At 58.3% G+C, this 23,587-nt stretch carries 16 protein-coding genes; 9 read left to right on the top strand and 7 right to left on the bottom strand.

Going from position 1 to position 23,587, the window contains the following annotated elements; translation table 11 throughout:
• Window position 1: 1 nt before the first annotated feature.
• The 4 genes from WCA10_RS16585 to WCA10_RS16570 form a co-directional block, all read right to left on the bottom strand.
• The gene (locus WCA10_RS16585; RefSeq protein WP_472823625.1) at window positions 2-2,155 is read right to left on the bottom strand and encodes a xanthine dehydrogenase family protein molybdopterin-binding subunit; all 2,154 of its coding nucleotides are present in this window, start codon (window positions 2,153-2,155) and stop codon (window positions 2-4) included.
• Window positions 2,152-2,631: a (2Fe-2S)-binding protein gene (locus WCA10_RS16580; RefSeq protein WP_472823624.1), complete on the bottom strand. Its 480-nt coding sequence runs from the start codon at window positions 2,629-2,631 to the stop codon at window positions 2,152-2,154. The genes WCA10_RS16585 and WCA10_RS16580 overlap by 4 nt, the downstream gene beginning before the upstream one ends.
• Before the next feature lie 72 nt (window positions 2,632-2,703).
• Window positions 2,704-3,591 carry a polyphosphate kinase 2 family protein gene (locus WCA10_RS16575; RefSeq protein ID WP_472823623.1) on the bottom strand — a complete coding sequence of 296 codons (888 nt, stop codon included), beginning with the start codon at window positions 3,589-3,591 and terminating at the stop codon, window positions 2,704-2,706.
• Window positions 3,588-4,610: a class I fructose-bisphosphate aldolase gene (locus tag WCA10_RS16570; RefSeq protein ID WP_472823622.1), complete on the bottom strand. Its 1,023-nt coding sequence runs from the start codon at window positions 4,608-4,610 to the stop codon at window positions 3,588-3,590. The genes WCA10_RS16575 and WCA10_RS16570 overlap by 4 nt, the downstream gene beginning before the upstream one ends.
• Window positions 4,611-4,823: 213 nt before the next feature.
• Here WCA10_RS16570 and WCA10_RS16565 point away from each other — a divergent pair, with 213 nt between their 5' ends.
• From WCA10_RS16565 to WCA10_RS16530, 8 genes are all read left to right on the top strand, one after another.
• Window positions 4,824-6,137 (top strand): hypothetical protein, encoded by a 1,314-nt coding sequence (locus WCA10_RS16565; protein WP_472823621.1) that lies wholly within the window; start codon window positions 4,824-4,826, stop codon window positions 6,135-6,137.
• Window positions 6,138-6,243: 106 nt separating this feature from the next.
• On the top strand, window positions 6,244-7,599 hold the full coding sequence (locus tag WCA10_RS16560) for a TolC family protein (protein WP_472823620.1): 1,356 nt from the start codon (window positions 6,244-6,246) through the stop codon (window positions 7,597-7,599).
• Window positions 7,596-8,708: an efflux RND transporter periplasmic adaptor subunit gene (locus tag WCA10_RS16555; protein WP_472823619.1), complete on the top strand. Its 1,113-nt coding sequence runs from the start codon at window positions 7,596-7,598 to the stop codon at window positions 8,706-8,708. Before WCA10_RS16560 ends, WCA10_RS16555 begins: the two co-directional genes overlap by 4 nt.
• A complete protein-coding gene (locus WCA10_RS16550) occupies window positions 8,705-11,965 on the top strand; it encodes an efflux RND transporter permease subunit (RefSeq protein ID WP_472823618.1) in 3,261 nt (1,086 codons plus the stop codon). Before WCA10_RS16555 ends, WCA10_RS16550 begins: the two co-directional genes overlap by 4 nt.
• Complete coding sequence (locus WCA10_RS16545) at window positions 11,962-12,168, top strand: YgaP family membrane protein (RefSeq protein ID WP_472823617.1); 207 nt, start codon at window positions 11,962-11,964, stop codon at window positions 12,166-12,168. Before WCA10_RS16550 ends, WCA10_RS16545 begins: the two co-directional genes overlap by 4 nt.
• Window positions 12,169-12,608: 440 nt before the next feature.
• Complete coding sequence (locus WCA10_RS16540; RefSeq protein WP_472823616.1) at window positions 12,609-15,980, top strand: TonB-dependent receptor; 3,372 nt, start codon at window positions 12,609-12,611, stop codon at window positions 15,978-15,980.
• A 68-nt stretch (window positions 15,981-16,048) separates the two neighbouring features.
• Window positions 16,049-17,530, top strand: coding sequence for a CehA/McbA family metallohydrolase (locus WCA10_RS16535; RefSeq protein WP_472823615.1), 1,482 nt, complete (start codon window positions 16,049-16,051; stop codon window positions 17,528-17,530).
• A 13-nt stretch (window positions 17,531-17,543) separates the two neighbouring features.
• Window positions 17,544-18,593 (top strand): PI-PLC domain-containing protein, encoded by a 1,050-nt coding sequence (locus WCA10_RS16530; protein WP_472823614.1) that lies wholly within the window; start codon window positions 17,544-17,546, stop codon window positions 18,591-18,593.
• 238 nt (window positions 18,594-18,831) lie between these two features.
• Here the strand turns inward: WCA10_RS16530 and WCA10_RS16525 are convergent, their stop codons facing one another.
• A complete protein-coding gene (locus tag WCA10_RS16525) occupies window positions 18,832-20,598 on the bottom strand; it encodes a cellulose synthase subunit BcsC-related outer membrane protein (RefSeq protein ID WP_472823613.1) in 1,767 nt (588 codons plus the stop codon).
• Window positions 20,595-21,242 (bottom strand): hypothetical protein, encoded by a 648-nt coding sequence (locus WCA10_RS16520; protein WP_472823612.1) that lies wholly within the window; start codon window positions 21,240-21,242, stop codon window positions 20,595-20,597. Before WCA10_RS16520 ends, WCA10_RS16525 begins: the two co-directional genes overlap by 4 nt.
• Before the next feature lie 498 nt (window positions 21,243-21,740).
• Here WCA10_RS16520 and WCA10_RS16515 point away from each other — a divergent pair, with 498 nt between their 5' ends.
• Window positions 21,741-22,940, top strand: a complete 1,200-nt coding sequence (locus WCA10_RS16515; RefSeq protein WP_472823611.1) for a tyrosine-type recombinase/integrase — start codon at window positions 21,741-21,743, stop codon at window positions 22,938-22,940.
• A gap of 32 nt (window positions 22,941-22,972) precedes the next feature.
• Here the strand turns inward: WCA10_RS16515 and WCA10_RS16510 are convergent, their stop codons facing one another.
• Window positions 22,973-23,158, bottom strand: a complete 186-nt coding sequence (locus tag WCA10_RS16510) for a helix-turn-helix domain-containing protein (RefSeq protein ID WP_472823610.1) — start codon at window positions 23,156-23,158, stop codon at window positions 22,973-22,975.
• Window positions 23,159-23,587 lie beyond the last annotated feature (429 nt).

Here is a 23,587-nt window from a genome sequence, read left to right as displayed (position 1 = left end):
CTCAGGTTGGCAGCTTATTGTCGTCGGGGGTCATCGGCATGCTGCGCAGACGTTTCCCGGTGGCGGCAAAGATTGCGTTGCCGACGGCAGGAGCCAGGCCGACGAGTCCGGTTTCGCCGGCGCCCGCCGAGGGCAGGTCTTTGCGGTCGAGCAATACGATCTCCACTTCAGGCGTGTCGGTAAAGCGCGGCACGCGGTATTTGGAAAAGAGCGGATTCTGGATGCGCCCATTGCCGAAGAGGATTCGTTCGAAGAGCGCGCCGCCGATGGCCTGCACGACCGCGCCCTGCATCTGGTTGCGCAGTCCGTCGGGATTCACGATCGCACCGGATTCCCAAGCCTCAACGACGCGTCGAATTCGAACTTGTTTCGTTGCCGGGTCGATTGCCACCTCGGCGCAAGTGGCGACAAAGCCGCCTTTATCGGTTCCGCAGGCCACGCCGTAACCCCGCTCTGGTGTGGATTTGGCAGCTGCCCAGCCAAACTTGTCAGTGGCAGCCTGAAGGACAGCTTTCAACCGCGGATTGCTGAGGTTCTTCATGCGGAATGCCACCGGGTCCATCTGCGCTGCGTGCGCAAGCTCGTCCATGTGTGATTCCCGGGCGAAGTGATTCGCGGTTGCTGCAAGTCCGCGATAGGAGCCCTGTCGCAGTGGTGATTTTGTTGGATGGTATTGGATGCACTTGCTTGCGACTTCGTATGGAGTGCCAATCGCGGCGGGCCCGGAGTTGTAGTTGTGATGCTCCCAGGCAACGAGCGTTCCATCATGGCGCGCGCCAGCCATGATTTCGATGAGGCCGGCGGGGCGGAAGTAGGCCCAGGTGAACTCCTCCTCGCGTGTCCACACAACCTTCACGGGTTTCCCGGCAGCTTTGGAAAGGCGTGCAGCTTCAATGGCAGCTTCGCCGGTGTGCTTGCCACCATATCCGCTGCCCATGTCGGGCTGGAGGACGCGCACCTTATCGGCGGATAGTTGGAATGCCTGCATCAATTCATCGCGTACGCCGAAGGGCCGCTGCGTTCCGGTCCACACCGTGAGCTTGCCGTTATTCCACTCGGCAACGGCGGCGCGCGGTTCGAGCGGTGCGTGCGCAATGTACTCGACGGTGTACTGGGCTTCGAGTTGCACATCGGCGCCCGCGATCACCTGCGCCACAGTGTCTGCAGCATGATTTGGACCTTCTGATTTTCCCTCCGGATTGTTCTTGAGGTACGCGAAGAGTCCCTGGTTGCCTTGCTGATCGGGAACGCTCCACTTTGCCTGGATCAATTTGAGTGCGCGCTCCGCGGTGAATGGATCATCGGCAACGACGCCGGTGAAGTCGCCCTCATGAACCACTTTTACCATCGGCATTTTCTCCGCGGCACTGGTGTCGAGGGATGCAAGAGTAGCGTTGAAACCACCGGGACGCAGGACCGCGCCAAACATCATTCCAGGACGCACAATGTCAGAGGGGAACTGATGTTTGCCGGTTACGAAGTCGCGGCCGTTGGCTTTGGTGACCGGTGTCCCTGCGATCTTCCAATCCGTTGCCGGCGTCAGCATCGGATCACCGGCGACGCTCTTCACCAGCGCTTCGCCGCGCGTGAGCTCGCCATAGGTGAGCGACTTTGAACCATCGGGTGTGGCGATTTTTCCGGCTGCTGCGATCAACTTTGATGGATCGGTGTTCCAGCGCTGCGCGGCCATCTCCACCAGGAGTTCGCGGCCGGCGACCGCCATGTTGCGAAGCTGCGGAGCCATGGTGGGCGTGGTGCGGCTGCCGAAGGTGCCCATATCCCACGGGACAAGGTCGGTATCGCCCATGACCATGGCGATGGAATCGAAAGGCACGCGGAGTTCTTCTGCGACGGCTTGGGCGAGGGAGGTGCGGATGTTCTGGCCGACTTCAACTTTGCCGGTGAAGACTTTGACGCGGCCGTCGGCGTCAATATGGAGCCAGGCGCTGATGTCTGTGGGCAGTTCGTGAGAGCCAAAGGTGCGGCCGGATTCCTGCGTCCACGACGGCAGGGGGGTGAGACAGACCAGCAATCCTCCGCCGAGAAGCTTCAGGAAGTCGCGGCGATCGACGTCGGATCTGTTGCGGGTCGAATCTTCCGCGCTGGCGTCGTAGTTTTCTTCGCGTTCCAACATTTGCAATTTGTGCGGGCTCATAGCGCACCTCCACCGGTTGCATGTCCGGAAACGCGTTTGATGGCTTCAAGGATGCGTGGATACGTCCCGCAGCGGCAGACGTTGCCATTCATTGCGCCGAGGATTTCTTCTTCATTCGACGCGTGTTTGTTGCCGAGGAGAGCCGTGACGCTCATGATCATGCCGGAGGTGCAGTAACCGCATTGAAATGCGCCCTCGTCAAGAAACGCCTGCTGCACGACGGTGAGCTTGCCGTTCTGCTCGAGGCCTTCGATGGTGGTTATCTTCGCGCCCGCAGCGGCCGCCGCGGGTATTGAGCAGGATCGCGTTGCAGCGCCATCCATCAGAACGGTGCATGCGCCGCACTGTCCTTCGCCGCAGCCATATTTTGTTCCAGTGAGATTCAAGTGGTTACGCAGAACAGATAGAAGGGATTCTTCTGTCGGAGCGTTTACCGTATAAGGTTTGCCATTGACGTTCAAAACCAGTTCGCCCATTGCAAACTCCCAACAGCGCCGGAGGGGCCGGCACCGGGTTAAGGATACCGCAATCGGTGATGTGCTGTAGAGCTATCGATGCGCGGCATGGCCTCGACGTCTATGACCGGCCTTTGCGTGTTTGTCTTCATCCAACGCGGAGTGATACTTGCGCCGGATCTCCTCGAGATCGACGGTCGGCTTCGGCACCTGGATGTTCATGGATTCCAAAGTCGCCACGATGATCTCAGAGATAGCAACATCGCGGAACCACTTGTGATTTGCGGGGATTACGAACCATGGTGCCTGCTCCGCATTGCACTTGGCGAGGACATCGTCGTAAGCCCGTTCATAGTCGTCCCAGTATTCACGCTCGGTGTAATCGGATTCGCTGATCTTCCAGCGTTTAGCGGGATCGTCGAGCCTCTGCTCGAATCGCTTCAATTGCTCATCTTTGCTGATGTGGAGAAAGAATTTGAGAATGACGGTGCCGTTGGCGGCATGGCGGCGTTCGAAGTCGTTGATCTGCCCGTAGCGCTGCGACCAAACGGCCTTCGGCACCAGGTTGTGTACGCGCACAACCAGCACATCTTCGTAGTGGGAGCGATTGAAGATGGCAATTTCTCCACGTTTGGGCATTTGCGCCTCGATGCGCCACAGAAAATCGTGCGCCAGTTCTTCCTGGGTGGGCTCTTTGAAGTTGGCGACGCGGCAGCCGTCGGGGTTCATGGAGCCGATGACGTGCTTGACCACGCCGTCTTTGCCGCCGGCATCGAGCGCCTGCAGGCAGACGAGCAACGAACGCTTTCGTTCCGCAAAGAGCTTCTGCTGCAGGTCATCCATCTTTTCGCGAAGGGCATCGATCTTTGCGAGTGCTTTCTCTTTGCTGTGTCTGCCTTTGAAGTCGGGGTCGAAGTCGCTGAGCCTCGTGTGGCTGCCGGGCGGGACGCGGAAGTCTTCAACGTAGTGTTTCCCGGTCATTGTTTCTCCATTGCAGAGGTGTACTCGCCGCGACGAGCTGCCACGTTGCAGCGGGCGCGATGGACGAGAGCCTTCTGGGCGGCGGGAACATTGGCGTCTTCGCCGTGCCAGATCTGCATGGCCGGTTCCTGAATAGCGCGCGCGAAGGAGAACGCGAGAGCCCAGGGCATGCGGCCCTTGAAGCGGGCATTCATCGCACTGAGCCGGGCAGAGGCAAGTTCGCCCGACTGACCGCCGGAAAGAAACGTGACGCCAGGTACGGCGGCAGGAACAGTGCGCAGTAGACATTGCACTGTGGCGTCGGCGATTTCTTCATTGGTGTTCTGGTGCGGGCACTTCAGTCCGGGTACGACCATATTGGGTTTAAGGATGATGCCCTCCAGCAGAACGCCCTGGGCGACAAGCTGGGCGAAGAGCGCGTGCTGCGTTCGTTCGGTGACTTCGGCACAGCGCTCCATGGTGTGGTCGCCATCCATCAGCACCTCAGGCTCGACGATAGGCACCAGGCCGGCTTCCTGGCAGAGAGCTGCATAGAGAGCGAGGATAAGCGCGTTGGCATCGATGCACGCATCGCTTGGGATCCTGTCGCCGAAGGTGATGACGGCGCGCCACTTGGCGAAGCGCGCGCCCAGTGCTGCGTATTCGGCGAGGCGCTCGCGCAGGCCGTCGAGGCCATGGGTTATCTTTTCGTCGGGGTGGGCAGCCATTGGCTTGGCGCCGGCGTCAACCTTGATTCCGGGGATGATGCCTACTTTCGCGAGCGCCTGGGCGAATGAAACCCCTGCGGTCGTCTTTTGATGGATGGTTTCATCGACCAGGATGGCGCCGTTGAGGCAATCGCCGAGGCCGGGAGCCGTAACGATCATGTCGCGATAAGCGCGGCGCGTCTCTTCGTTCTGGGGAATGCCGGCGGCGGCGAAGCGTTTGTTTGCAGTGGGTGTGCTTTCGTCCATGGCTAGCAGACCTTTGTCGCCGGCCACCATGGATTGTGCCGTTTCGTTCAGCTTACGGGCATCCATCGTGAGGTTTCCTTTCTATAGTTCAGTTTGCGGGTACTTGGAACATTCGCACGCTTGCGAAAGGGCCGAACCATGCTATACCGATTCTGATGCCCTGGACTTGCCGGAGTTGTGAATTTGTTTCGAACGCATGACCAGGAATCGTCGCCAAACATCAAAAAAGCTGAGCGCCAGAATAACTTAGAGCGTCAAAGAAGCAGGAGCGGTGGTGAGATGAGGATCTATCTGAGCCTCTGGTTGGGAGTGTGCGGCATTGCATCCGCCCAGTGGACCCTTGTTCCACCTCCTCCTACCGGGACGCCTTCTCATCCGTTCTTCATCACCAAGACATGGATCGTGGGGGGTGTTGGTGACTGGGACTACATGACGATGGACCCGCAGGCCCACCAGTTATTCATCGCGCACGGCCCCACGGTGCAGGTGATCGACGTTGAGAGCGGTTCGGTGACCGGCGTCGTCAAGGGACTGCGTGAGGCGCACTCCATTGTTCTGGATGAAAGTGGGACCTACGGGTACGTCAGCGATGGCCCCGCGGATATGGTGCGGGTCTTCGATCGGCGTGACTTCCAGGTCGTCGCGAACATTCCAACCGGACCCTCTCCGCGGTCCATGGCTCTCGACCCGACCAGCGGACTGCTTTTTGTTGTGGGATCTCAGGCGACGGCGACGGGAAACGCGCCGAGCGGCTCAACACGGACGATACCGACGCAAAAGACAAGACCTCCGCGCGAGGGCAGTTCGCGTACGATGGCGGCAGGCGGCGCGGCATCCACGGTGACCGTGATCGACGTCGAGCGCAGAGCACAACTGGCGCAGATCGTGCTGCCGGGCAGCCTCGGCTTTGCACAGGGCGATGGCAACGGGCGGGTTTACATCACGGTTCCCGACCGCGACCAGATTTTGCGTCTCGATGCAGCGGCGGTTGGCTCGGCCGTGCGCAGAGTTATTGACGCGCAACGGGCTCCAAAGGCTGCAAAGACGGCGACAGCGCAGCCCAGCCCCGATCGATCGAGCGAAAAGCCTCCTGTGCTGGACTGGACTGCGGGCGCAAAGGCTAATGTGCCTTCAGACGCATATCCCATGCAGATTCGGCTTGATTCGAATTGCGAGCACCCACGCGCGCTTGCCATGGATACCGCCCATGACCGGCTTTTCGCGGCATGCAGCAACCTGCGCATGGTGGTTCTAAATGCCGCCAACGGGCAGGCGATTTCTGCCCTGCCGATCGGCCCGGGCGCAGACGCGATCGGTTACGATCCGAATCGCGGGCTGATCTTTACGTCGAATGGAGACAGCGACGGAAGCCTTACCATCATTCGCCAGGATGTGACCGACACCTACTCCGTGATTCAGATTCTGCCTACCCGCCAGAATGCCCGCACGCTCGCAATCGATTCCGCCAATGGCGAGGTGTATCTCGCCACCGTCCTCTACGGGGCCGAGCTGAATCGTCCTCCCATTAACGGCGCGCCGCTAAAGATGAGTGCTGTCGACAGCAGCTTTCAGGTTCTTGTGGTCGGGAACTAAGTCGGGGAATCCCGCGATTTCTCAAAAAAACTGCGATTTGGATGTAACGAAGTGATCGTCACGTGACTTTCTTTCTGTGAATGCCTCCAGAAGGACAGTTTTAACGATGAAATTACTTATCTTCCCGGCCAAACTGGTCGCAATGGTCTGCTTTGCGTTGGCTGTTATGGCCGGTGCACAGGAGCCCTTGACGCTCCATCAGGCCATCCAGCAGGCGCTTGGCCACAACCCCGAGGGCCGGGTTTCCGGCGCGGGGATCAGGGAGGCAACGGCAAGCGCCTCCCTGGCGCGGACGGCGCTTCTGCCGCAGGTCAGCTTTACTGAGGACATTTCGCGCGGAGACGACCCCGTGTATGTCTTCGGATCAAAGCTGCGCCAGAATCAGTTCGCGCAGTCCGACCTCAGTCTCAATGCATTGAATCGCCCTGAGCCGCTGGGGAACTTTGCTACGCGCCTTTCCGGATCGTGGGTTGCGTTCGACTCGTTCAAGACACAAAAAGACATTCACGGTGCGGACTTGATGAAGCAAAGTGCGCTTTCATCGGATAAAGCTGTCAACCAGAAGATCGTGTTCGACGTGGTCGAGGCGTATCAATCGGTGCTCTATGCCGAGCGGCAACTGGAAATTGCGCAGCATGAGCAGGACACGGCAGAGGCGCTTTTCGCCTCCGTTAACGACCATGTGAAGGCCGGGTTGGCGGTGGAGTCAGATCGTATGTCGGCGCAAGTCGACGTCGCTTCGCGCAAGCAGAGGGTCATCGAAGCGCAAGGCGGCCTGGAGATCGCGTGGGCCCAGCTTCGGCTTGCGATGGGCGTGACCGACCTGCAGGTGACGAAGCTGCGACCGATCGAGGAACACAGCTTTCCGCAGAACGCCCTGGAGCAGGAACTGGAAGTCGCGCAGAAGCGCCGGCCCGATCTTGCTTCTTTGAACCAGGCGAGGAATGCGCAGGCCGCGGCCGTCAGTTCCGCAAAGATGGGTTTCGGCCCGCGGGTTAGCGCGTACGGCAATTGGGAACAGGATCGACCTGCATTTGCGGGCTCGGGCGGCAGCAACTGGGTGGCGGGCGTGCAGATTGGCATTGACCTCACGCCATTCCGCAAGCGGGCGCAACTGGCGAAAGAGACCGCGACAAAGGAACGAACGGATGCGCAGTTCGCGGCTTACCAGCAGCACGTCCGGCTTGAAGTGAGCCAGGCCCACATCCAGCGGCAGACGGCGCAGCTTTCGCTCGCAACAGCGCGCGCAGCGATCGATCAGGCGACGGAGAGTCTGCGTATCCTGCGCAACCGCTATGGAGCCGGGTTGGCCACGATTACAGATTTGCTGCGTGCCGAGGATGCAGAGCGAGAGAGCCAAAGCAACTACTGGCGCGCTGTCTACGGCAACACCATGGCGTATGCCCAACTGCTTTTCGCGACCGGGACCCTGACTCCCGATGCAGCGGAGGAATTGCAATGAAACTTGTTCTGTCTGGATTCATTCTTGTGACTGCATCGGCGCTGCTTGCTGGCTGCAATGGGGGCGAACCGGCAAAGCCGGCCGCACCGCAGACCGTGCAAGCGCGGGTGGTAGAAAGCCGGCTCGAACAGGCGCCGTCTGCTGTGAAGGCGACAGGCTCGCTGCATGCCCGCGAATCTGCAACCCTGTCGGCGCAAGTTGTTGGCCGGGTGCAGCAGGTTCTGGTCCGCGAAGGTGACGTTGTTTCGGCAGGGCAGACGCTGGCGGTGCTTGATGACTCCACGCTGCGCGCTTCGGACGAGCAGGCTGAGGCAGCAGTAAACGCGGCAGAGAGCCAGACGGTCGCCGCGCAGACCAACGCTGAACTGGCCGCGAGCACGCTGGCACGCTACAAGCAACTGCAGGCCGAGAAGAGCGTGAGTCCGCAGGAAATGGACGAAATGACGCGGCGCGCGGAGGCTGCTTCTGCGCAGGCGAACGCAATGCAGGCCCAGGGCAATGCTGCGAAGGCTCAGGTAAGCGGTGCAAAAGCGATGCTGGCATATACGCGCATTCGCGCTCCGTTTTCTGGAGTGATCACGGCGCGCATGGTGGATCCAGGCACCCTGGCTGCGCCGGGCGTGCCGCTGCTGCAGATCGATAGCGCCGGGCCGCTCCAACTGCAGACGAATGTCGATGAGTCGGTTCTGGGGAATGTTCGCAAGGGAATGAAGCTGAACTTGACCGTGACCGGCGCGCTCACCCCGGAAGTCACGGGCACGGTTGCGGAGATCGTTCCGGCAGCCGACCCGGCCAGCCACAGCTTTCTCGTCAAGATAGATCTCCCGCCTTTGAAGGAACTGCGTGCCGGGATGTACGGCACTGCTGCGATCGTAACGGGCGAAAGGCAAGCGATATTCGTTCCGCACTCGGCGGTTGTGATTCGCGGCTCGTTGCCGTGTGCCTACGTTCTCGATGCCAATGGGATTGCGCAGCTGCGCAATCTGACTCTGGGCTCGGCTCAGGCCGATCGGGTTGAAGTGCTGTCTGGAATATCAGGCGGCGAAAAGCTGGTAGACAGTCCCGCCGATCGCGATCTGGCCGGCAAGCGCATCGAGGCGCAACCATGAACGAGACGCCCCACACCCCTGGACTCGGTATCGCAGGCCGGCTCGCGCATACCTTTCTCAACTCCAAGCTGACGCCGCTGATTGTTGTTGCGTCGCTTGCGCTCGGCGTGTTTGCAGTGGCCATTATTCCGCGCGAAGAGGAACCGCAGATCCTGGTTCCCATGCTCGATATCACGACGGCGATGCCCGGAGCTTCGCCGGCCGAAGTTGAGCAGCGCGTGACACTTCCCATCGAACAACTTGTGCACCAGATCTCCGGCGTCGAGTATGTGTATTCCACCTCAAGTCCCGGTCAGAGCCTGGTGATTGTCCGCTTCCTCGTTGGGACTCCGCAGGAAGACGCGCTGATCAAGGTCTACAGCAAGCTCTACTCGAATTTCGATCGCATGCCGCCAGGAGTTTCCCAACCGCTTATCAAGGCGCGCTCCATCGATGATGTTCCGATACTCGCATTGACGCTGTGGGGCGATCACTATGACGGCTACCGGCTTCGCGCGATTGCAGACGAAATCCAGCACAACATCAGCCAGGTGGCTGATGTATCCGAGACAAGCGTGATTGGCGGCCTGCCGCGATCGATGCGTGTTGTTCTGAGCACTGCCAAGCTCAACGCCTACGGGCTTTCGGCGATGACCATTGTCGGGCGGCTGCAGGCTGCAAATGCAGGGCTGCAGGCCGGTAGCTTCGCCGAAAACAACAGCGAGATCCGGGTGGATGCGGGTAATCTTTTTACCAGCCGGAAAGACCTCGAGTCCGTCGTTGTTGCCGTGGATCATGGCCGCGCCGTCTACCTGCGCGATGTGGCCGATCAAATCGTTGACGGCCCTGCTGAGCCAACGGACTATGTCACGTTTGGCACCACAAACATTGGAGCGGCTAAGAATCAGGCGCCGGTGCAGCATCCCGCGGTCACCATCACGGTGGCCAAACGGAAGGGCACCAACGCAACCGATATCGCGAATGCAGTATTGAAGCGCGTGCACGAGATGCAGGGCGTGACCATCCCCGCCGATGTCACGGTAACCACGACGCGCAATTACGGCGAGACCGCCAAAGCGAAATCGGATGAGCTCCTCGAACACCTGCTGCTGGCAACGCTGTCGGTGACTTTTCTGGTTGCATTGTTTCTCGGCTGGCGCGAGTCGGGAGTCGTGCTGCTGGCGATCCCGGTAACTCTTGCGCTCACGATGTCAGTGTTTTACTTTCTGGGCTACACCATCAATCGCGTTACGCTTTTCGCGCTGATCTTCAGCATTGGCATTCTTGTCGACGATGCGATCGTGGTGGTGGAGAACATGGTGCGGCATTTTCGGCTGCCGGAGAATCAGCATCGCTCCTGCAGCGAGGTTACGGTGGAGGCGGTAGCTGAGGTGGGCAATCCCACGATCCTGGCCACCTTCGCGGTCATCGCTGCGGTTCTGCCTATGGCATTCGTGCGCGGGCTGATGGGTCCCTATATGAGGCCGATCCCCGTGGGGGCCTCAGCGGCCATGTTGTTTTCTCTGATGGTGGCATTTGTGGTTTCGCCGTGGGCAGCGATGCGATTGCTGGGAAAACACCTCGGCGGAGCCCGCGTTCTTGAGCCGGAACATGAGAACTGGCGAACGCGCCTCTATCGAAAAGTGATGACGCCGCTGATTGCTTCGGCGCGGAATCGCGCTCTCTTCTTCATCGCGGTCCTGGTGTTACTCCTCATCTCGGTGGCGCTGGTGCCCCTCGGGCTGGCGCGGGTGAAGATGCTTCCATTCGACAACAAAAGCGAGTTGCAAGTGGTCATCAATATGCCGGATGGCACGCCGCTGGAGCAGACGGCTCGCGTCGCGCAGGAGATGGGGACGAAACTGGCACAACAGCCAGACGTCCTGAACTACCAGACCTACGCGGGCACTTCAGGCCCATATAACTTCAACGGCCTCGTGCGCCATTACTATATGCGCCGCATGTCCAACCAGGCTGACATCCAGGTAAATCTGGTATCTGCAAAAGACCGTCACGATCAAAGTCACACCATTGCAAAACGGCTTCGTCCTCTTCTCCTGGCGATCGGGAATCAGTATGGAGCCAGGATTCAGGTGAGCGAAGTTCCGCCGGGCCCGCCCGTGATCCAGACGCTTGTGGCCGAAGTGTACGGTCCCGATCTCGACGGACAAACCAGGGTAGCCGAGCAGATCAAATCGATCTTCCAGCACACGCCAGGCGTCGTCGACACAGACTGGTATGTCGAAGATCCTCAGCCGAGGATGACGATCCACGTCGACCAGGTAAAGGCAGCGCAGCATGGCATTGCGGTGGCCGACGTTGCACATGCATTGGCGCTCGCTTCATCCGGAATGCAGGTCGGTCTGCTCCATGACGGCACATCGCGCGAATCGGTTCCGACCGTTGTTGAATTGGCGCGGACCGACCGCTCTTCCGAACAGGCGCTCGAGAACATCCGCCTGCCTGCCGCAGACGGCTCGATGGTTCCGCTACGAGAGCTGGTGACCATTGACACGGAAACCATCCAACATAGCATCTACCACAAAAACCTGCGCCGCGTGGTGTATGTGACGGGCGACGTGGCGGGCGCTGAAGAGAGCCCCGTATACGCCATTCTGAAGATGAACAAGGATCTCGACAATCTCAAACTCCCGGCTGGATACACGCTCGCGCGCTACAACGCCGTGCAGCCCGAGTCTGCAGACCACTACTCGATGAAGTGGGACGGCGAGTGGCACATCACGATCGAAGTGTTCCGGGATCTTGGCCTTGCGTTTGCCGCGGTTCTTATCCTTATATATGTGCTGGTTGTTGGCTGGTTTCGATCCTTCATTGTTCCGCTGATCATCATGGCGCCGATTCCTCTAACGCTGGTCGGCATTTTGCCGGCGCATGCGTTGCTCGGAGCGTTTTTCACGGCTACTTCGATGATCGGCTTCATCGCCGGCGCCGGCATCATCGTGCGCAATTCCATCATTCTTGTCGACTTCATCGAATTGCGGCGCCGTCAGGGTGCGCCACTGGCTGAAGCGGTGATTGATGCCGGCGCGATCCGTTTTCGCCCGATGCTGTTGACCGCCGCTGCCGTAGTTGTCGGCGCCAGCGTGATTCTCACGGATCCAATTTTTCAAGGACTGGCAGTTTCACTGATTGCAGGCGCCGTCGCGTCCACGTTCCTGTCGTGGCCCACAATTCCCATTCTCTATTACATCGTTCACGCGAAGAGTAATTCTAAAATCACCTGCGAACCGGAACTGACCCAAGGAGTAAGTCGATGACTGTTGAACGCGGTCTCCGCCTGATGGCGGGTGTGGTGGTGCTGCTATCCCTCGCCCTCGCTCATTATTTTTCGCCAAACTGGCTCTGGCTCACAGCCTTTGTGGGATTGAATCTGCTGCAATCGGCCTTTACCAACTGGTGCCCTGGCATGATGATTCTCCGCGGCTTGGGACTGAAGGACGCAAGCCCCGCCGCCAAGTAAGCTGGTTCGCCACTACTTTTCTGCAGCTCTCGTTCGGCTTAGTCCAAGCTTTGCGCGCACGTTATTTGGATCGTTTTCCTGGACAGATAACGCGCAGGTGATTGCGCTTCCGTCCGTCTTCGTCTGTTTCTCGGTACTCTTTTTCCGAAACAGTGCCCTTACCCGTTCGACAACGGAACTCGCCCAGGCACTTTCCTGAACAATTTTTTCCGCGGAGGCCCGAAGCCTTTCAAGGTTTGCCGGATTGCCGCTTAGCCACTCTCTGCGGGCGTAGGCGTGCGCAATCGATGCTTTGAGTTTTGAAATTCCTTCACGCTCCTTTCATTGGCCTGTAACATCACACATTTCCCATAGCGTTTGAACGTCGGGTCGAGCCGCATGCACGTAATCGACCTATCCCCAAAGAACGCTTGCCCGCCCACAATTGAGAGGAATTCCCCATGTTGCATTCCCCATTCCCAAGAATTCTCTGTCTTCTTCTGGCAATATCAGCAGGAGTTACCATTCACGCGCAGGTCAATACAGGCAGCCTGTCCGGTCTGGCAACCGACCGGACCGGCGCTGCCATTCCGCACGTCACGGTAACCGCAAAGGATGAGGCCACTGGCTACACGCGCACGGTCGAAACCGATTCAGCGGGCGCCTATTCGTTCCAGGATCTCCCCATTGGCCAGTACAACCTAACTGTCAGCGCCTCCGGATTCGATTCCCTCGTTGAGAAAGTCACTCTCTCCGTGGGCCAAAGGTCGCGCGAAGACTTTCATCTTCAGGTGGGCGCCACACAGCAATCGATTGAAGTGACCGCAGCGGCAACTCTGCTTTCACCTGACGATGCATCCATCAGCACAGTCGTGGACTCGACAACCATCAAGGAGACACCGCTCTCCCTCCGCAACTGGGATGACTTGCTTCGCACCGTCCCCGGAGTTCAGATCAGCCGCTTCACTCAGCAAAGCGGCGCTACCTCTGCAGGGCGTGTGGGCGATTTCAACGTCAACGGAATCCATTCGCTGCAGAACAATTTCATTCTTGACGGCATCGACAACAATACATTCTCCGAGAACGTGCAGGAACTGAGTACGGAGTCCGCTCATCCATCGCTTGACACGATCGCCGAATTCAACGTGATCAGCAATCCCTATTCGGCTGAATATGGGCGGAGTCCTGGGGGCGTTGTCTCAGTGAACACCATCAGCGGCTCCAACAAGTTTCATGGCCTGGCTTATGAATACGTCCGTAACAATTATTTCGACGCAAATGACTTCTTCTCCGACCGCCACCACCTGGCAAAACCGAAGTATAACCAGAATCAGTTTGGCGGCAACATCGGCGGACCGGTCCTGCAGAACCGCCTCTTCTTCTTCTTTGACTACGAAGGAACGCGCATCAAGCAAGGTGTCCTTCGCACGGCCACAGTCCCGTTGCCGAATGAGCGGACAGGTGACTTCAGCCCTGCCACTGCCGCCGCCGTCGGGGTGAAGTATCCCACCGTCTTCGATCCCACGACGTGTCAACCGGCGTTCTCCGGTTCCAACTGTCAGCCTTTCGCAAACAATTCAATTCCCTCGGGCAGCCTCGATACCACTGTGCAAGCCCTGATGGCGCTCTTTCCGCAGCCGAACACAACGACGGCCGGCAGTCCGCCTAACGTCAATAACTACATCCGCAACGCACTCCTCACCGACTTTGACGACAACTACGACGGCCGCGTGGATTGGACCCCCTCCTCTGCGGACACGATATTCGCCCGCTACAACTACTCCAACCGCACACGCGACATCCCCGGTTACCTCGGCGGACTTGCGGACGGCACCTCTACATCCGCGTGGGGCAATCAGATTCTAAAATCCCACAGCGCCGTGCTGGGCTGGACGCACATTCTGAACCAGAACATGATCAACGAATTCCGCTTTGGCTGGGTTCGCGATTTCTCGTATGCTCAGCAGCAGCCCTTCACGCTGAGCCAGTCGGCCGGCAGTTTTGTTCCCGGTATTCCCGACAATCCCGCTATCGGTGGCGGCGTACCGCTCACCTCGTTCACGAACTTTGCTTTCGAAGGCTCGCCCGACTTCCTTCCAAAGAGTCAGATTCCAATGCAGTATCAGTACAACGACACCTTCTCGATCGTGCACGGAAAGCAGACACTGAAACTCGGCACGAGCATCTACCTGCCGATGCGCAACATCTTCCAGGACGAACCGGGAACCCGTGGTGATCTCGGTTTTACCGGCGTCTTTACGTGCCAGCACAGCGCACCTGGTAAGTGCGTTTCCGGAACCGGGCTCTCCTACGCCGATGGCCTTCTGGGCTATACGCAGAGCACCCAGCTCACCAATGTCTTCTTCGTTGACCAGCGTCTGTGGATGGCTTCGGCATTCTTTGAGGATGACTGGAAGGTCACTCCGAAGCTGACCCTGAACCTCGGCTTGCGTTACGATTTCGCCACTCCGTCGCTTGAGGCGAAAAACCGGATGGCGGACTTCGATCCAGCCGCCGGAGCACTCATCTTCGCGAAGGGCGGCTCTCTCAAAAACCGCGCAATTGTTGACCCCAGTAAGAAGAACTTCGGTCCTCGCATCGGTTTCGCCTATTCGGCTGATGGAAAAACGGTGGTCCGGGGCGGCTACGGCATTTACTATTCGCTCTTCGAGCGCTTTGGCAGCGAAGACGAACTCGCCCTCAACCCGCCGTTCCTCATCAACAAGACACTCACCAGCAACACGGCGCCGGTGCTCAGCCCATCCGTCGGCTTCCCGTCGAATTTCCTCGATCCAGGCACGGTGGATCTGGCCGTGCTCAACGCATACCATATCCGCGCCGTGGCCCAGCGCGATCCATTGCCGTACGTGCAGCAGTGGAGTTTTGGTGTGCAGCGGCAGATTGGCCAGAAATGGGCGGGCGAAGTTGACTACGTGGGCACTAAGTCCACACACCTCGACGTGATCCGCGACTACAATCAGCCGATTATTTCGGGTGGAGTGAGCACCGGGGCCGTACCATATCCCAACTTCGGCCAGATCGAATACACTTCACCCGTTGGCTTTGGCAACTATCATGGCTTGCAAGCCAGTCTCACCCATCGGTTCTCTAGTAACTTTGAAATGAACGCGGCATTCACCCATTCGCGCAGTCTCGATAACACACCCCAGGAACTGGAATCCAACTCAGGCGATGCGCCGGATGGTCGCAACTACGCCGCGTGGTATGGGCCCAGCGATTTCGATGTTCCCAACCGAGTCGCCGTCAACTACCGCTACGTTTTGCCCTTCGGCCGTGGACAAGCCATGCTGCAGCAAGGCCCGTTATCGTGGATACTCGGAAACTGGACGACCTCCGGCGTGTACACCTACTACAGTGGCCATCCGTTCCAGGTAAACGAGAACGATGGAAATCACAACTCCATTCTCGATCCCTACGGCTACACAACGGCTACACCGAACCTGGTGGGCAAGCCGCATGTTCTAAGCGATCCGGATTGCTGGTTCTATGCCGGCAAAGACTCCGTCTGCGGAGCCAAAGCGCCTTCGGGAACTTCCGATGCGTTTGCAATCACCGATGTGGGCACAGTCGGCAACGTGGGCCGGAACTCGCTTCGCGGACCGCACACCGATGTATTTGATGCCGCGCTCATGCGAGAGTTTCCCATTCGCGAGAGCTGGAACGTCGAAGCCCGGTGGGAGGTCTTCAATGTGGCCAACACCCCGCTGTTTGGTCAGCCGAACGGCAACATCACCAGCGGCGGCGTCGCCAGCATCACCTCGCTTTCGGGCGATCCGCGCGTGATGCAGTTCGCATTGCGACTTTCCTTCTGATACCATCCTGCTCCTGGAGCCGGGACATTTTCCGCCCGGCTTCAGGACATCCTTTCGAGAGCTCATTCATGCCCACACGATGGCGACAGCTGTCGCTCTTGCCGCTCGTTCTTGCGCCCCTGGCCGCTCCACAATCTCCCGCACCACCAAACCTCGTCCTCCATGGCGAGGTTCATCCCTCGCAGAACCAGACGTATATCGATGCTCCATTTACCGTCCCGGCCGGCGTGCATCGCATCACCGTCTCCTTCCACAACCTCGGTCACGACCAACACACCGTGCTCGATCTTGGAATCGCCGACCCATTTCGCTTTCGGGGAGCGAGCGGCGGCAACAAGGACCACTTCACGCTCAGCGATACGGATGCCACACCTTCGTATCTGCCCGGAGCCATTCCGGCGGGCCGCTGGAAGCTTCTCATTGCTGTCCCGAACATTCGCCCCGGCGTCACGTCTCACTGGCGCGCCGAAGTATGGTTCAACCGAGCGCTCGACGATTCATCATTTACTGAGCAGCCTCTGCACGACATACCCGGCTGGTATCGCGGCGATTTGCACATGCACGACGCGCATAGCGACGGAAGCTGCCCCAGCCAAACTGGCAAGTCTGTTCCATGCCCACTTTTCCTCACTGCGGAAGCTGCTGCACGCCGCAGTCTGGACTTCATCGCCATCAGCGATCACAACACCACCTCGCAGTACGATGACGAACGCGAGCTCCAGCCGTACTTCGACAAGCTCTTGTTCATTCCTGGAAGAGAGCTGACGACGTTCTACGGTCACGCGAATGCCTTCGGCACAAGCCGCTTTATCGACTATCGCGTGGGAACTGCCGCGGTCCCCGATGTGAATGCCATGTTCCGCAGCGCGCGTCGTCTCGGCGCGATTGTCTCTATCAATCATCCGGAATCTCCCACTGGCGAGATCTGCATGGGTTGCGGCTGGACACCCACAAAGCCCGTAGACATGGATCTTGTTACTTCCATCGAAGTGATCAATGGCGGTGGTCACCCCGCTACGCAGTTCTGGGAGCGGCAACTTAGCCAAGGCCACCGGGTCACGGCGATTGGAGGCAGCGACAACCATCATGCCGATTGGCCGCAACAGAGGCCGGGCTCCGTTGGCTATCCCACCACTGTGGTCTACGCGCAAAATCTTTCGGTCGCAGGAATTCTCGATGGAATCCGCTCCGGTCGTGTATTCATTGACGTCACTGGCTCACGCGATCGGATGCTCGACATGAAAGCGAACGCCGGGTCGGCATCTGCGGAAATGGGTGGGGATCTCGAACCGCGCAATGGAGATTCTGTCTCGGTCGAAGTTCATGTGCTGGCATGCGATGGCGGATCGCTCCTTTTCGTCGTCGACGGCAAGACATCACCGGATCTCCCCTCGCTCCCCATTTCCACTGGCAATCAAACTCTTCGCGCCGAATGGCACGCCGACGGTGGCCGCCATTTTCTCCGCGTCGAGGTTCGTGATGTGAACGATCGATTGCTTTTACTTGGTAACCCGATCTATATCGACTACGCGTCGGAAAACACTCGATAACGAAAGGAAGATCATGCGCCCTGCCCCGTTTTTTGCGGTGCTCGCTTGTTCCGTGCTTACCGCAACCGCGCAAGGAGGGCCGGGCGATCAATCTGTCCCCGGCAGCCGCTCCGTCATGGATGCGCACAACTGTTATCCGTATTACGAATGGTGGTACGACCGCATTGACCGCGCGCTCTCTGCAGGAACACCGCTTGCAATTGAGCAGGATCTCTATTGGTACACCGACGCAAGAACGGGGAAATCCTGGTCCATCGTTGCCCACGGCGCTCCGATCAGTGGCCACGAGCCCACCATGGAGCATTACTTCTTCGACCGTGTCCGCCCCATCGTGGAGCGCGCTCTCAAGGAAGGCGATCACGGAGACTGGCCGCTGATCACGCTCAATCTCGACTTTAAGACCGAGGAACCGGCACATCTTCAGGCTGTTTTGACGCTGCTGACGAAATATCAGGACTGGATCACGACAGCGCCAAAAACATCGGATCCGAACAAAGTCCAGGCCCTAACGGTTCGACCGATTCTCGTGCTTACCGGCGAGTCAGACACACAGCAGAAGGTCTTCTTCGATGACGTCTCCGTGGGAAATCAGCTGCTTGTCTTCGGCGCCGTCCATACCAACTCGAAGAACCCCATGGCCGCCCCTGAAACCCTCGAACCTGCCGCGGCCACCAACTATCGGCGCTGGTGGAACAATCCCTGGAGCGTAGTGGAGGCGGGCGGCCAGCAGCATGCCGGCGATTGGACTTCCGCTGACGATGAGCGCCTTCGTCTTCTTGTGCAGCACGCACATTCCCACGGACTCTGGATCCGCTTCTATACCCTCGACGGGGCAACCGATAAGGAAGAAAGCTGTAATGGCTGGTTCCGCAGCTACAACTTCGGGGCGCTTGCAGCCGCGCAGTTGCGGTGGCATGCCGCGCAGAAAGCCGGCGTGGACTACATAGCCAGCGATCAATATGAATTCTTGGGAGAGTTTCTTCGCAACTCGCGAAGCAGTACATCGACAGCCGAAGGAGTTCTTCCTTTACAGGTTTGCGCAGTGACAGGCGGACGACAATGAGCTCGCGCTGGAGGAGTTTTCGGGCTTTCTTGTATTCATTGAATTTTAGAGTGATAGCAGCTTTGAATCGTAAGGGCGGGAAACGGTGCCGGCGGAGAGGGGGAGCAAACAACTGGCAAAAATCACTCGTCCGCAAAAGCGGTTCTATGGCCACTTGCCGAGAACAGAGCTCGAGTTCAACAGCTCAATGGTTCGCCGTATCGGCGACGTGCAGAGCGGAGGAGGCGACTAGCATGGCTCATTGGACTGAAAACGGCTGTTTCCCCGTCCAGTCTGGAATCGAATTCACGCGCAGATCGGTACTGGTCGGGATTCGGCCCACCATGAACCGCAGATTGAAGCCCGCGCTCTGCGTGTAGTAGTTTCGGGAGTTGTTGGCTGTCGCGAATGTGTCGAAGTAAACGTGCGGTGCGACTCGGTAACCCATCCGGATCACGGCATCATAATTAGGCGCCGTGCTGTTGTCGGATGCATATGTGCCCTGCGTGACAATCGCTGAACCCGGGGAAGCCGGGTAGAACACCGAGGCTGCTTCATGCAGGTATTGAACGCCTCCGCTGAATTTGACTTCGTACTCAAATCTCGGATGACGTGAATACCACGAGATCGGTATCGATGCCAGATAGAACGCTTGTGGGCTGAAATATCCTCCCTGTCCGAACGAGAAGTATTTCAGGTCCTTGTCGTAATGCATCGCGTTGGCGTTGACACCCACCGTCAGGCCCTGCACGATTTGCCAGTACAAGCCGGCACTGCCTGACACGCTCCAGTTATCGGGTACGTGCCGCCCCTGGATAAACGAATAACTCCCCGACGCATATTCACCAATGGTTTTATAGCGGACGTTGGTGGATGGGGCCGAGTCAAACCTGACCGTGCCGGTGTTGGAGATAACGCCACCCCACCGGATGCCGGTACCAGGGTCGCGCGAGCCGGCGTAGGAGAGCAGGCTATCTTTGACGCTGTCGCGCATACCATCAATCGCCAGCCACCCATTGAGTGGCCGATAATGAATTCCGCCGATCAGGTTATGAATAGCGAAGCCCTGTGGCGTTGTTCCAAAAGCCATTCCGAAGGAATTCGTCGACAACTGCGCGAGACCCGAGTAGCCAACCTTCGACTGCTCGCCGAATAGCGCGCCTGCCGGCAGCGTGCCGAACATCAGAGTGGAACTTCCGTCAGGCGTTCCGCTGTACGCAACGACTCCATGTGCCTCGATGCCCAGCCGCAAGCGATTGGATGACGTATACGCTGAACCGAGGAGCGTATCACCGATGATGAGCTGATCAATTCCGGGATCTCCAATTTTCCCGGTGCCCACGCCGCCAGTGGTGGTGACAGGCGTGTTCCGGTTTTGAACGGCTTCGACTTCGTCCTCCATCTGTTCTTCCTGTGGCTGTTGCTGCGGCTGCTGAGTCTGAAATTGTGTCGTTTGTTGGGGCAGTTGCTGTGCTTGCTGAGCTTGAGGTAGTGTCGGTTGTTGCTGAGGCTGTCTCGGCTCTGGCTGCTGCTGCGGTGGTTCAGGTTGCTGCGGCTGTTGCGGTTGCTGCGGTTCCTGAAAGGCCGCATATCGAAAATAGGCTTTCTGAGCGTGCGAAACAAGAAACACGAGACTCGCCGGCCTGATGCGTGCTTCATTAGCGCCGCGAGACGTCTCCGCCTTGCATGGCGGGGCGGCCTGCGTCGAGCCTGCCTGCTCCGATCCATCGCGAACTGTTTGCGGGCTGGCGGCCGCGGCGCTCTCGTTTGCGCTTGCCGCTGCAGTCACCGGTACCACGGCTGGGTCCTGCTCCCGCACAGCCAATAAAGCGGTCTTCAGTTCTTGCTCTCCTTCATCGTAGTTTCCGCGTGCGATGTCCTGCCTTGCCGTCATGTGCAGGAGCCCGGGATCATGAGGAAACCGTTCGAGACCTCTCCGGAGATACCGATCGGCCAGATCGAATTTATGCGCAGAAAGGGCCGCGCCCGCAGCCACACGGTAGTCTCCCGCTTGCGCCCCGTTCATACGCCGCGAACTGCCAACAAAAAGATCTGCAAAAGGCTGCGAAGGGGACGATCGGTGGCCTGATATTTGTGTAGTGATCGCTTGCTGTTTGAATATGCAAGTCTCTCGAGCTGTCTCTCCTGCTCATCGCTGAGATCGGGAAGATAGAGATGCTGACGCCGCCCCGCACTGTGCGCCACGAGCGCCGTAACTTTGCAATACAATCTTCTGTCGCCGAGCAGCAACGGAATCGACATTCCTCGTGCCAGGTCGAACGCCTCGTCGGACTTGATGGTTACACTTGTGTGCGAGATCAAGACCGTCTTGCCGTCAACCCGTTGCTCACTCGATAGCTTGAATGAGGCAGGTAGACTGACGCGCAGGCTCGCTCCCGATCGAAGCTGCCGCCTCTCCCATGCTACCGAAGCAGCTACCAGCAGAATCATGGTGCTGTAACCGCACCATGCGGCGTTCATCAAAATGGTGTCGCGGTGCACAGGGTCGGCAATATAGCGGCGCTCGGCCATAACCAGCCCGGCCACGTTGAGCGAGAGCAAAAACAGATACGGCAGCGCAATCCTTCGATCAAAATACGATCGACGGAGAATCCCGCCCTTGCTCGTAACATTGAATTTCCCGAGTCGCGGATTGATGAGAGCAAGCAATGTTCTGACTGTCAGCGATGTCGAACGTTCGTTGGCTTTCGATGAGGCGGCCTTGAAGCCTCTTGATATCAGGTTCTTCCTGCCTTACAAGGGCGAAGTCGATCATCCGGGTCTGTGGGGATTTGGTGATGGTAAGAGGGCGTTGCTCAGGGCCGAATCTGACCGCCATGATCGTGGCTCTTTATGCTTCGATTCAGTTCAAGGAGCGAGTCACCACGGGCAGCAGATTCGTTGTCGGATTGTCGGGTTTTTTAGCTTCACAGGTTGGAAAGAGTGCAAACCCTGTAAAGAATGCACACATCTTGTCGCGTGTCCGACAAATGCAAGTGATTGACGATTAAGGAAGTTATTGAAAGGGCGAAAGTTGAGAGAAATTTCTGGCGGAGAGAGGGGGACTCGGAAGCCGGATTCACAAAACCCCAATAAACACAGGGTATTTTGACGACACATCGGCCCTTGCTATAGCGTTGCTATAGTTTTTCGAGGTTTTCGAGCACCGTGGCCAACCAAAAAGTGGCTTTAATGCGCCGGGTCAGAACCCCAGAAGGCTGGCGGTATTACCCGGCCGCCTACGCAACCAACGGCCGGGTGAAGCCCGGAATGGCAGTCGTGGCGGGGCAGGAGATCAAACACCCGACGGGCTACTACGCTCTCCGGTACTGCAAAGGATCAAGACCTGTCTTCGAGGCACTGAAGGGTGTCAGCCCGGCCGCTGCGGAGGCCCGGCGCATGAAGAAGGAATCCCAGCTTTCCGTAATCTTCGCGGCCGCGAAAGTGCAACTCAAGGTCGACCCCATCGATCCTGCGCGGGATCTGCTGGCCGCCAAGCTGAAGCAGTTTCTGGCCGCCACCGTGGATCGAGGATCGCTCGAAGCCGCAGAGGTCTACGAGCTGGCCTGCGACAAATTCATCGAGGTGACCGGCCGACGGTATGTCGACGAATTAAGGCCGGAAGACCTGGTCACCTTTCAAAAGGCGTTGGCAGCACGGGGACTGAGTGCAAGGACGGTGAGCAACAGGCACGCAAGCGTCAAAGCGTTTCTGCTTCACTGCGGATTGGACACGAAAGAACTGCCGAAACCGCCGAAATATGACAAGACGATGCCCGAAATCTACACGGACAAAGAATTGAACGCGTTGTTCAAGGCCGTGACTGCTCCGAGAGAAAGCTTGCTTTTTAAAGTCTTACTGCAGACCGGCGTGCGGGAGCAGGAAGCCATGCACCTCGAATGGGACGATATAGATCCCGAGAGGAAGACCTTGAGGCTACGGTCAAAAGTAAAGAAGTGGGGATTTCGGCTGAAGGATTTTGAAGAGCGCGAGTTGCCACTGTACGACGATCTACTGAATGGGTTGATGGCCTATCAGAAAGAACATGCAGGGAGCTCAACCCTCATATTTTCGCGAAGCAACAAGCCGAACAGCCACATGCTGCGCACGCTCAAGCGCCTGGTGAGAAAAGCCGGCTTGCATTGCGGGCGATGCGAGGGTTGCCAGCTCAAGCCTCCCGAGTGTGGGAACTGGTTCCTGCATAAATTTCGCGCCACGTACTGTACCAAGCTTCTTCGTTCGGGCGTGGACATGCGAACCGTTCAGGCAATGATGGGCCACAGCGACCTGGCCTCGACGATGAGATATCTAAGGCCCGCGGAAAACGAACAAACTCAGGCTCGAATCAACGCGATGAAGTGGTATTAATAAAGACCCGGCGCTCGAGTCGCCGGGTCAGGTTAGGCCGCAATCTTGTGAGAATCGAGCCAATCGGCGAAATCTCGCGGATTGAATCGAACTGATCCAAGAATGCGGTAGTGAGGTATCTGGCATTGTTGCGCCAGGCGGTACACATGCTTGACAGACAAGCCAGTCGACTGCGAGATGACGTCGGCTTTGACAAGCTGCGGCAAGCATGCGGGCATTTGAACTATTTTCAGCTTCTTAGAACGTGGAGTAATGCAAGTCCTCTTATTAAGGATTGCCGGACGGCCACGCGCGTAGGCGCTCCCGGTTGTGCCGGCTGGCCCAACTGGGCGTATTTCAACTACGTTGGCCGCGGACATTGTAAACACTATCTCCGACCCGACACTGTGACCAGCATCAGCCCTGCCCCTGATCGATCCAATAAGGGGAAACGCCTAGAAATCTGATTTTCAAAAGGGTAAAGGCGGCGGCATTCAAGCCGCCAATGAATTTATTTGGAGTGGTGAAGGAGGCCGTCGGATGAAAGATCGCCAGGGCGCGATTGTCGGAGCGGTCACCATGAAGCGCTTCGGCTGGAAGATCGGCGACCGCATTCCCATTACAACAACCATCTATGGGCTAGCGGGTAAACCCTTCGAGTTCAATAT

Source organism: Occallatibacter sp. (genome assembly GCF_049582745.1).
Classification (GTDB): domain Bacteria; phylum Acidobacteriota; class Terriglobia; order Terriglobales; family Acidobacteriaceae; genus Telmatobacter.
The sequence above is the reverse complement of the archived record's forward strand: the minus strand, read 5'-3'. Positions and strand labels throughout refer to the sequence as shown.